Consider the following 9,929-nt stretch of genomic DNA (forward strand, 5'->3'; position numbering starts at 1 on the left):
CCAGAAGCAAACAGTATCAGCTGGTATTGGCGGATGGGAGCAGTGTTTGGTTAAATGCCGCTTCTTCTGTTCGTTTTCCTGCTGCCTTTTCAGGAAATGTAAGAAGGGTAGAAATCACCGGGGAAGCCTATTTTGAAGTAGCTCCCCTGCTACGGAATGGAAAGAAAGTGCCTTTTATTGTATCTACCCACGGTATGGAAGTGCAGGTATTGGGTACGCACTTTAACGTAAACGCCTATCCCGACGAACGCACCATTAAAACCACCCTGCTGGAAGGAAGCGTGATAGTTACCAAAGGGAAGACAAAACAGCTGTTAAAACCCGGTGAACAAGCCCGGCTGGATCCCGGAAATAATCTGGTATTATATAAAGATGTTGATACCGACAGAGAAATAGCCTGGAAAAATGGATACTTCTCTTTTGATCAGGCTGACCTGAGTAGCGTTATGCGGCAAATTTCCCGCTGGTACGATGTAGATATCGTATATGCAGGTCAGGTGCCGGATCGCCACTTTGGCGGCGAAATTTCACGTACTTCCAGGGTATCAGAAGTATTGAAGATACTGGAAGAAAGCAAAGTACATTTCAAAATAGAAGAAAAAAGGATCATCGTATTGCCATAATGAAAAACCGCTCTGAGGTGAGAGTCAGAGCGGCGTATAGTTCTGGTAAATATTAGTTATAACAATTTGTGGGAACGAATTGCTAATTACTCAACCAAAACCACTACTAAAGTATGAAAAAAAATCTACGTACCGCCTGGTATTTCAGCCGTCGCGTACTGCCCAAAACGCTCCTGTTTATGAAGCTTACCGCCATTGTGATTATGGCCGCCTGTCTGCAGATCAGTGCAAAAGGTTACTCGCAGAAAGTTACATTGGCCGAGAAAAATGCACGGCTGGGAAAAGTGTTCCGTGCTATTAAAAAGCAAACCGGGTATTCGTTTTTCTTTGACGAATCCTGGATGCAGCAGGCAGATGCTGTAACGATTGATGTGAAAGACGCTTCCCTGGAAGCTGCGCTGGACATCTGTTTTAAGAACCAGCCGCTCACCTATACCATTGTAGGCAGCACGGTGGTCATCAAACAAAAAGAAGAAAAAGTTACCGTTCACGACATGCCCCTGGTAGCCGACATCAGCGGGGTAATTACCGATATGGATAAACATCCGCTGGCAGGAGTATCTATCAAAATAAAAGGTACCAACAAAGGCACTATCAGTAATGTGGCCGGAGAATTTTCCCTCCATGCGGAACCCGGCGATGTACTGGAAATCACTTTTGTAGGATATAAGAAACAGGAAGTAAAAGTAGGCAATGACACGAAGTTGTCTATTAAGCTGGACCTCTCCAGCAGCGGACTGGGAGAAGTGGTGGTTACCGCACTGGGTATCGGCAAAAACGATAAAACAGTAGGTTATGCACTCACCACCGTAAAAGGAGAAGAACTGACCCGTACCAATTCCGTCAACCCGATTACCGCCCTGCAAGGTAAAGTAGCCGGCGTGAATATCAGCGTGATGACGGCTGCCGGTGTACAAACATCTCCCTTTATCCAGATCCGTGGCGCCAAGGTATTAGGTACACCCGGTAATAACGTGAACCAGCCCATTTTTGTAATAGATGGAAATGTGATCAACAACAACGTATCGGATGCAGACAACGCCGATGCCGGTTCTCAGCTGAAAAATCTGAACCCCGATGATTATGAATCCATCACCGTACTGAAAGGTGCTGCAGCTACTTCTATTTACGGTTCCAGAGGTATTAACGGTGCGATTGTGATTACCACCAAAAAAGCAAAAGCGGGAGACGGGTTTTTAATTGAAGTCAATTCCACCTATCAGAAAGAAAGTGTGTATCGCGCACCGATGGATTTACAGAACGTATATGGTCAGGGCGACTACGTAGAAAGAGAAGGTAATTTCAGACCAGATGGCACACAAACCAAAACAGATGCCAGCTGGGGACCTTTGATGGATGGCAGTTTACACCCTGCTGCATTCGATCCAAAGCGAATGGTACCTTATTCACCACAACCTAACAACTGGAAAACATTTTACCAGGATGGTAACTACATCAATAATAATATTGCCATCAGCAGTGCTACCGATAAGTTTAACTACCGCCTGTCCTATTCGAACAACTATACCAATGGTTTATTGCCTAACAATGGCATGAAAAGAAACTCCGTTGATTTAAAAATCGGCGCTAAATTAAATAAAGTATTCTCTACCGACTTCGGCGTTAGTTATTCCAATACAGAAGCAAAGAACTTCTTCTCCCAGGGCCGGTATTACTATGGTGGTGGACAAAATCTCGCCTTCAATACCTACTACCTGCCGCGGAACATAGATTTTGGTGATTGGTATAAAACATACCGTGCACCGGATAATACCCCTGATTATGCAGATACCTATGCAAATCTTGGTGCAGCAGTGAATGCCTTTTCCCGTTTTGATAAAAATAATTACTACCGTCACGAAAATTCCATCCTGGGATACATGCAGCTGAAAGCACAGGTGAACCCCTGGCTGGACCTGTCTGCCAGAGGTAACTTTAACTTCTACAAAATACGTACAGAAGAAAAAGATTATGGTAACGGTACCAATAATACCGGTGGTTATTATTCATCAGGTGGCAGTTATACCAGCGATTACACTTTGCTGTTTATGGCGCATGCTACCAAAACAGCCATGAACAAAGATCTGAACATCGATTTTCGTTTATACAATGAAATTTATGGCGATCGGCTCGGTGAAAGCTACGGTGCTGCTACCAATGGTCAGCTGAGCGTACCGAATGTTTTCTTCCTGGGTAACTCTTCCCTGAATATTCAAAACCAGTATTACTATGGCAGCACCAGTAATCCTGGTCCTAAATATCCTTCCCAGTTAACCATTGGTGTGGGTGGTATCCTGAACCTGAATTACAAGGAATTCCTGAACCTGGAAATCACCGGACGTAACGACTGGCGTTCTACACTCACCTATCCGGAAGCAGCAATTGGTGCGAAGAATAACTATTCTATTTTCTATCCTTCTGCCAACCTCTCTTATTCTTTCTATGATCAATTCCAGCGTAGTATGCCAGGATGGGTCACTTCAGGCCGATTAAGGGCTTCTCTTGCATATGTAGGTAACTCCGGTATTGCCGGTCCTTATCAAACAGGTGTGGGTTATTCTCCCAGCACCATCCTTAACCAGAATGGCGCTTCCGTAGGTATTGCCACACAATACAATGCCAACGTAAAACCCAACCTGGACCTGAGAGCGCAGATTTCCCGTACCTGGGAATTTGGTACCAACTTCGGTTTGTTCAAAGACCTGATCAATGTAGATTTTGCCTGGTATAAAACCAATACTTTCCACCAGTTGATTAATCTGGCCGGCGTACCGGAAACCGGTTATAGCCAGGTATTTTTTAATGCCGGTAACATCCAGAATAAAGGTTGGGAATTGTTAGTGAACATTTCACCTATCCGTGGTAAAGACTGGGGATTGGATTTTGCAGTGAACTTAGGTCATAATAAGAGCAAGATTATTGAGTTTGGTAATGGCATCAAAGACTGGAACCTCAGTGACAATTATGAAGGTGTAAGCGTGCATGCTTATGAAGGCGGCGACTTTGGTGTATTAACCACTAACGTAGGCGACTATCTGGCCAGCACCAAAAATGATCCTAAAACCGGATTTCCGTTGATCACTTATGGTGGCAGAATTAAAAGTACTGCCGGTCAGTACGACATGGCAAACTACAACCTGGTACAGTTGCCCGGCGGATCTGCTGCTCCTAAAATGGGTAAAGTAGAACCTGATTTAACAGGTGGTGTAAGTGCTACCCTGAGATATAAAAACTTCAGCTTATTTACGCAGGTAGACGGACGCTTTGGAGGCTACGTATACTCCGAATCCTATGCGTATGCAATGGGACAAGGTACGCCAAAAAATTCCCTGCAATACCGCGACCAGGCCCATGGTGGTGTAGCCCGTACAGATCCGGAGTGGAATGGTGGCAAACCAATGTATGATGGTGTGATTCCAAATGCCGTGTTCGACGCAGGAGAGATGAGTCCATTGCAACCAGCTGTGAGCATTGCCGGCATGACTTTTAAAGAAGCTTATGATAAAGGGTTGGTAGAGCCTTTCAAAGCCTCTTTGTACTATAATACTTTTTATGGATGGGAAACTAACCTGAATAACAATGGTACGATCAGCAAAAATTCATGGGTAATGCTGCGTGAAATCACGTTGGGTTACCGCCTGCCTGCTTCAATTACCAATTCCATTCATTTGAAAGGAGCCAGGTTAACGTTAACTGCCCGCAACGTTGGTTATTTGTACAGAACACTGACTGGTGGACAGAATCCGGCGTCTCTGCAAAGTAATGATCCATTCAGACCATTCATTACAGGCGGGGTACCTTTTTCCCGTAACTATGCAGCAACCCTCCACATTTCTCTGTAAAACAACTAATACATAGACGATGAAAAAGACTAATAAATATATACTTGGATTACTTACCCTCGCTCTGGTAAGTCAGTCATGCAAAAAGACGCTGATAGATATTAACACCAATCCGAATTTACTGCCGGATGTAAATCCTGAGTTCCTGTTTACCGGTGCTACCGTAGATATTGATATCAATGGACGTGACCGTCCTGCACAAAGGTATGGCGCTACCTTGAGCTATATGCAATATGTAGTACCGGATGCGGTAACTAACAGCAGTCTTTCTACCAAGTATGCCGATCCCGCCAAGACGACCGGCCCGAATCCGAATTTCTTTTTTTACAGCGACTATTTCAATGCGACCGGTCGTGATATGCACCGGATCATCGACAAAATCAATTCCCTGCCAGATGCTACCAAGGCTACTTACCAGGGATTGAAAGCCATTTGCGCTATTGTGGATGTATATCATGCGTGGAGAGTGGCAGATATTTTTGGCGCGCTGCCATACAGCCAGGCATTCAATGATGCACAATATCCGTTACCGCAATACGATTATGATTTTAACCTGTATAAGGTGTTTGATCAGCAGTTGAAAGATGCGGCTACCCTGTTGAAAAATAATACCACCAACCAGTTTGCACTGGGCAACCAGGATTTATTCTATGGTGGAGATTATGGAGAGTGGCTGGGACTGGCCAATACTTTACGTATTAAGATTGCACAGCGTTATGAAAAACGTGATGCCGCGAATTTAGCTGCCGTACTGAATGATGTGGCTACTAATTTCGCCGGTAAACTGATTGCTCCTTCTTTAACGGATCCTACCAACGACGGGTCTTTCGCCATCAACCATACCCGCGATTGGAATAATAACGTGGATGATATTAACGTGATCCTGTTTAATTACAACGCCTCCTTTTCTTTTGTAGAATATCTGAAATCCACGAATGATCCGCGTATTGGTTTTATGATCCGGCAAAATGATATGGGTAATAATTCCAATCAGTACCTGACGGTGAAAGTGGATGGAGATGCCGCAGCACAGGCAGCATTGTTGTTGCCGGAAAACCAGGTACGTTACTGGGGTAAGCATGCCTCTCCTGCTTCTGCTGGTGATGCGGCTTATGGTCCTACTGGTTTAGACAGGAATAAAACATTTACCCTGAAAGATGGTACCACGCAGAATCTGCTCTTCTTATCGGCTATTCAAACCCGTTTGTTTGTGAAAAACGGTGGTTTTGGCGGATTTGATCAGCGTTCCAAGCAAGTGCTGATGCATACCGATGAGCCTTACTCTGATGGATCAACGATTAAAATGAAGTCTTTCTTCGTAACGTATGCAGAAACTTGTTTTATGATGGCGGAGATAGCCGAAAAAGGTGGCAACGGATTAGGACAAACGGCCTCCCAATGGTTTTATAAAGGGGTTCAGGCTTCCTTTAATCAATACCAGGCTTTTGCCGTGGCTACCAAAGTGCCGAATGCAGACGCCATTAGTTTGGGTGCTTTTGCCACGCCAGCAGGTATTCCATACAAAGGGTTGCCCAGTATTTATTCTCAGTCCTGGGTACATTTCTTAATGCAGCCGGATGAAGCATGGGCCATGTGGAAACGTACCGGTTATCCACAGTTCACAGATGTAAGACCAGGTAATAATGGTAAAATAGGAGATGGATCTTCTATTGCCTACCTGGAAAACTTATGGGATGGTGGTAAGAATTTGCTGATTGCCCGCCGTAATAGTCTGAACGTGAGTTCTACACTGAACCAGGACAATTACAATACAGCAGTACAAACGATGATAGCGAAAGATCCTGCCTATGGCGCCAGTGCAGCCGATACCAAGGGTAGAATATGGTGGGATAAGAATTAATGGTAATAGCGGTGAATCATGTTGAGAGTAGAAGGGCGGGTCGACGGACCTGCCCTTTGTTTTTAGAGGGCTGTCCTGTTTGGTCCAATAATATGAAGGATTTCCCAATATATTATCTATATTTAACATGTGGAAAAACTGCTATGAAAAAACTTTTCTGTAATTTTATCCGTAAATAACAGAGAATCAATCTCAATAGCCATAATAACCCTTAACCGAATCCTTATGGACCAGCAGCATTCTATGGACCAGTACTGTCAGCAACTCCGTGATATGGGATTTACAGATGAAGCAATTGCCCTATACAAGCAACAAATGGAGCAGGCTATTGCGCATAATAAGGACTGGAGCGCGCAAATGAACATGTTCGCTGAGAATATAAAGCAGTTTAACCAGATGTTTTCCGGTGATGATGCCGACGTGAATGACATGGATGAAGCGCCATTACAGGTGATACTGAGTCCTGATTCACGTTTGGACACCGAGCAACAATGGGCGGTTGCCTGCGGAGCAGATATTGCTTTTGTGAACCGTCAATACCTGAATGATGTTACCACGGGGTTGGATAAACATGACTGCCGGAATCAGTTATCGGAATGGTGGGATATCGATAGTACAGAAGAATTGCAGGAGATGATTGCCTGGTTGCAGGATAGTGGTCATCGCATAGAATACGATATTATATGGCAGGCCATCAATACCGTTTCCATGAAGGAAAGCAAGGCTTTTTTAAGGGAGTTTATTGCGACCAGCGATCTGGAGGAAGCAGTGGTAATGGAACGTTTACGCAACACCCGTGATGCGCTGGAGCTGTTCAGGGAAAAGAAGCTGATTGATAAAGACCTGCAGCCGGATATGCTGATCTGGGATTTTGGCCGTATTATTAATCTGAGCCGTGCCGGCTACGATGCCGGGTATATCAGTTATGAACAGGCGTTGGAATATATTATGTGGGGCATACCCCTTATTAAAAGAACCTATACTTCGTGGAGGCATCTTTCTCTTTCTTACCAGTTTGCCCGTTGCGTTTGGAATGGTATAGAAATGGGTAGTTTTGAAGCCCTGTATAATAACATGGAATACTTGCTGGTAGCACCGGATAGCCCCTGGAAAGTGTTGGCTTTTCAAAACACACAACAGTTATTTTAGTGTACTATTCTCCGTTTCCTTACGCTAGTGTTCCGTAATTCTGTTTAGCTCGCTGTCTTTCAGGTGTAATAAGATATGTTTGGGAAGTAGTGGACTATCGAAAGCCAGGTCCACAGAGGTTTTCTGAAAGTCTTTCACCTTTGCTACCCGGTGAAATATTTCGTAGAGTGCAATGGGTTCTTCATTAAAACTCACGCAGGTGCTGACAAAGTTCAGTTCATTAATCACATAGCCGGGTCTTTTCATTTTGTCTTCCACATCTTTCAGCCGGCCAATGAAATGACGTTGACGGATAAACGTAGTACTGTTCATGATGATAAATATATAGCTGGCATAAGAAGTTATTTTGCCATAGTACATATGATTGTCTTTGCCGGTGCGCTCCACGAGGTATTCATCTCCCGACTTATAAATTTCCAACGCAGAACGCCAGATACGTTCAGTGGATTTTTTCCCTGACTTATAGGGCAGGTTGCGGTTGTAGCAGTACCAGTATCCTACCAGGTGATCTAATAGCCGGTGGTTGGTAGCGGCCAGCGGGATATTGATTTTCAGTTCATGAAAAGGGAATATTTCTGTCGCGTTGTTGATAAAGTCGATATAGCTGCTGAACCCCAGCGCGACGGCTATTACGTTGAGTTTAGAAAAATTTGGACTGCTGAGGGAAGACAGGGCCGCGCTGTTTTTAGCGGCTTTCAGTTTGCGGATGACCAGGTGCTCATAAAAATAGTTATCACCAAATAATGGGGGTGGTGTGCTTAGTTTTTTATGGCGTTGTTGTTTGGTAATAACGGTATTAAATTCCGTTACAATAAAACTCCATTCGGTCTTTGAAACGTCTTCCCAGCTTATCTTTTTGAGGTATTGGTGCGCTATATAATTCATTAAGCGCTCCAGGTTAAGCAATTCTTCCTTACTCATGATAATACGATTATAATACGCATATAAGTCCCCGTAAGATATGCAGAATACTTTAGTCTTGTTGCTTTGATGGATATTTATTTCAACAAAATAAAACAAGAAAATAAGATGAAAAACAATCACTTTATTGCTTTATCGCCGGGCACGCTGCTGTGGCAGCAAATCAGCGAATTCCGGCTGGATGATCCGGATGCGGCGGTCCCTTTTTCCAGGAAGCTGGCCAGGGAAAACAAATGGGATGCGGCTTTCACGCAACGGGCCATACAGGAATACAAACGCTTTATTTATCTCTGTTGTATTTCTCCTACCGGCGCTTCGCCTTCAGAAATTGTAGACAAGGTATGGCACCAGCACCTGCTTTACACACAAAATTACTGGGAGGCTTTTTGTGAAAAAACATTGGGGCAAAAAATTCACCACTATCCTTCTTCCGGTGGCCCTTCCGAAAAACAAAAGTACATCGCGTGGGAGGAAAGCACCCGGCAACAATACCGGCAATATTTTGGAGAAGATCCTCCGGCAGCCATCTGGCCTGATCATTCCGCCCCCGCCACGTTACCTGTAACCCAACGATTATCTCTTTTTCGCAAATATTGGTTCCCCTTCCTTCTCTTCTTCCTTTCTGTCTTTTTATTTCCCGGTTGTAGTAGCGATAGTCTCCCTGGTGTTGTTATTGTTGCGATCCTCGTTTTCGGTTCCTTTGGCGCAATGGCCGTGAATAAGGAGGATAAAAATCCAAAGAAAAATAACACCGGTGATGGTAGTAACTGTAGCAGTGGCAGTAGTTGCAGCAGTAGTTGCGGAAGCAGCTGTAGCAGTTGCAGCAGTGGTTGCGGCGGATGCGGTGGTTCCTGAAAATTTAAATATGATACGATGAAAGAAAAAATGATCGTCCCCGCCTGGGGATATGTATTCCTCTTTGCAGCGATGCTGGTTCCCTTCCTTTATGTGCATGCGGTTACGGTGCAGTGGAACCCTTTTGCGGTCAAGGGGCCGTTGTTTGTCCGTTTTTACGGAATTTATTTAGGTGGTAGTATGGTGGCCATATTGATTTCCCGTTTGTTACAATTTCCTCCCGATTTTTATGTGCTGTTGAGATGGATGTTTATTTTTATATTCGCGATTGGACTTGCCAGGCTTTGCCAGGGTATTTATCATCATAAGCCGGTGGGGTACCTGGTGTTGATGTTGGTAGTGGAAGGAGTACTATGGGCAATGGGGAAGGTGGTATTTCATAAAAAGAGATAGACGGATGTCTATCTCTTTAGGAGCTGTAGGGGATCTCAGAGTGTTTACATAGAATAGAATAACATTAGCAGGTAGATATTCTTACCCTTCAACTGGATATTAGTTTTTGGAGTAACGCCGGATGAAATGTGCTAGGTTTTCTGACCAGATTGGTATAATATTATTAATTAATTTTATGTAAAGTGACAATGGTAACAACAATGGATGAAAGTATCTTGATCGCAAGTTGTTGCGCAACTTCATCCTTGTTTTTTTGAATATTTTAATGCAAAGATCTTTTAGTCA

At 44.1% G+C, this 9,929-nt stretch carries 7 protein-coding genes; 6 read left to right on the forward strand and 1 reads right to left on the reverse strand.

What is annotated here, in order from left to right:
- The 4 genes from VIP81_RS18485 to VIP81_RS18500 form a co-directional block, all read left to right on the forward strand.
- A partial coding sequence (locus VIP81_RS18485) for a FecR family protein (RefSeq protein ID WP_331964289.1) occupies positions 1 to 623 on the forward strand: 623 nt, incomplete at its 5' end.
- A 113-nt stretch (positions 624 to 736) separates the two neighbouring features.
- Positions 737 to 4,465, forward strand: coding sequence for a SusC/RagA family TonB-linked outer membrane protein (locus VIP81_RS18490; RefSeq protein WP_331964292.1), 3,729 nt, complete (start codon positions 737 to 739; stop codon positions 4,463 to 4,465).
- A gap of 19 nt (positions 4,466 to 4,484) precedes the next feature.
- Entirely contained in the window at positions 4,485 to 6,326 is a 1,842-nt protein-coding gene (locus VIP81_RS18495) for a SusD/RagB family nutrient-binding outer membrane lipoprotein (protein WP_331964295.1), read from the forward strand.
- A 225-nt stretch (positions 6,327 to 6,551) separates the two neighbouring features.
- Positions 6,552 to 7,475 (forward strand): DUF1266 domain-containing protein, encoded by a 924-nt coding sequence (locus VIP81_RS18500; RefSeq protein ID WP_331964298.1) that lies wholly within the window; start codon positions 6,552 to 6,554, stop codon positions 7,473 to 7,475.
- Between the two features lie 24 nt (positions 7,476 to 7,499).
- On the opposite strand, the gene VIP81_RS18505 is transcribed toward VIP81_RS18500, so the two are convergent.
- Entirely contained in the window at positions 7,500 to 8,396 is an 897-nt protein-coding gene (locus VIP81_RS18505; protein WP_331964301.1) for a hypothetical protein, read from the reverse strand.
- A 108-nt stretch (positions 8,397 to 8,504) separates the two neighbouring features.
- Between VIP81_RS18505 and VIP81_RS18510 the strand changes: the two genes are divergently transcribed.
- Both VIP81_RS18510 and VIP81_RS18515 read left to right on the forward strand, forming a co-directional pair.
- Positions 8,505 to 9,251 (forward strand): hypothetical protein, encoded by a 747-nt coding sequence (locus tag VIP81_RS18510; RefSeq protein ID WP_331964304.1) that lies wholly within the window; start codon positions 8,505 to 8,507, stop codon positions 9,249 to 9,251.
- Between the two features lie 18 nt (positions 9,252 to 9,269).
- Entirely contained in the window at positions 9,270 to 9,644 is a 375-nt protein-coding gene (locus VIP81_RS18515) for a hypothetical protein (protein ID WP_331964307.1), read from the forward strand.
- The last annotated feature ends 285 nt before the right edge of the window (positions 9,645 to 9,929 follow it).

Source organism: Chitinophaga sp. (assembly GCF_036566945.1).
GTDB lineage: Bacteria > Bacteroidota > Bacteroidia > Chitinophagales > Chitinophagaceae > Chitinophaga.

Excerpts from the sequence above, each read along its gene's own strand:
- VIP81_RS18490 (WP_331964292.1), top strand. The coding sequence starts at position 737 with ATGAAAAAAAATCTACGTACCGCCTGGTATTTCAGCCGTCGCGTACTG.
- VIP81_RS18495 (WP_331964295.1), top strand. The coding sequence starts at position 4,485 with ATGAAAAAGACTAATAAATATATACTTGGATTACTTACCCTCGCTCTG.
- VIP81_RS18500 (WP_331964298.1), top strand. The coding sequence starts at position 6,552 with ATGGACCAGCAGCATTCTATGGACCAGTACTGTCAGCAACTCCGTGAT.
- VIP81_RS18505 (WP_331964301.1), bottom strand. The coding sequence starts at position 8,396 with ATGAGTAAGGAAGAATTGCTTAACCTGGAGCGCTTAATGAATTATATA.
- VIP81_RS18510 (WP_331964304.1), top strand. The coding sequence starts at position 8,505 with ATGAAAAACAATCACTTTATTGCTTTATCGCCGGGCACGCTGCTGTGG.
- VIP81_RS18515 (WP_331964307.1), top strand. The coding sequence starts at position 9,270 with ATGAAAGAAAAAATGATCGTCCCCGCCTGGGGATATGTATTCCTCTTT.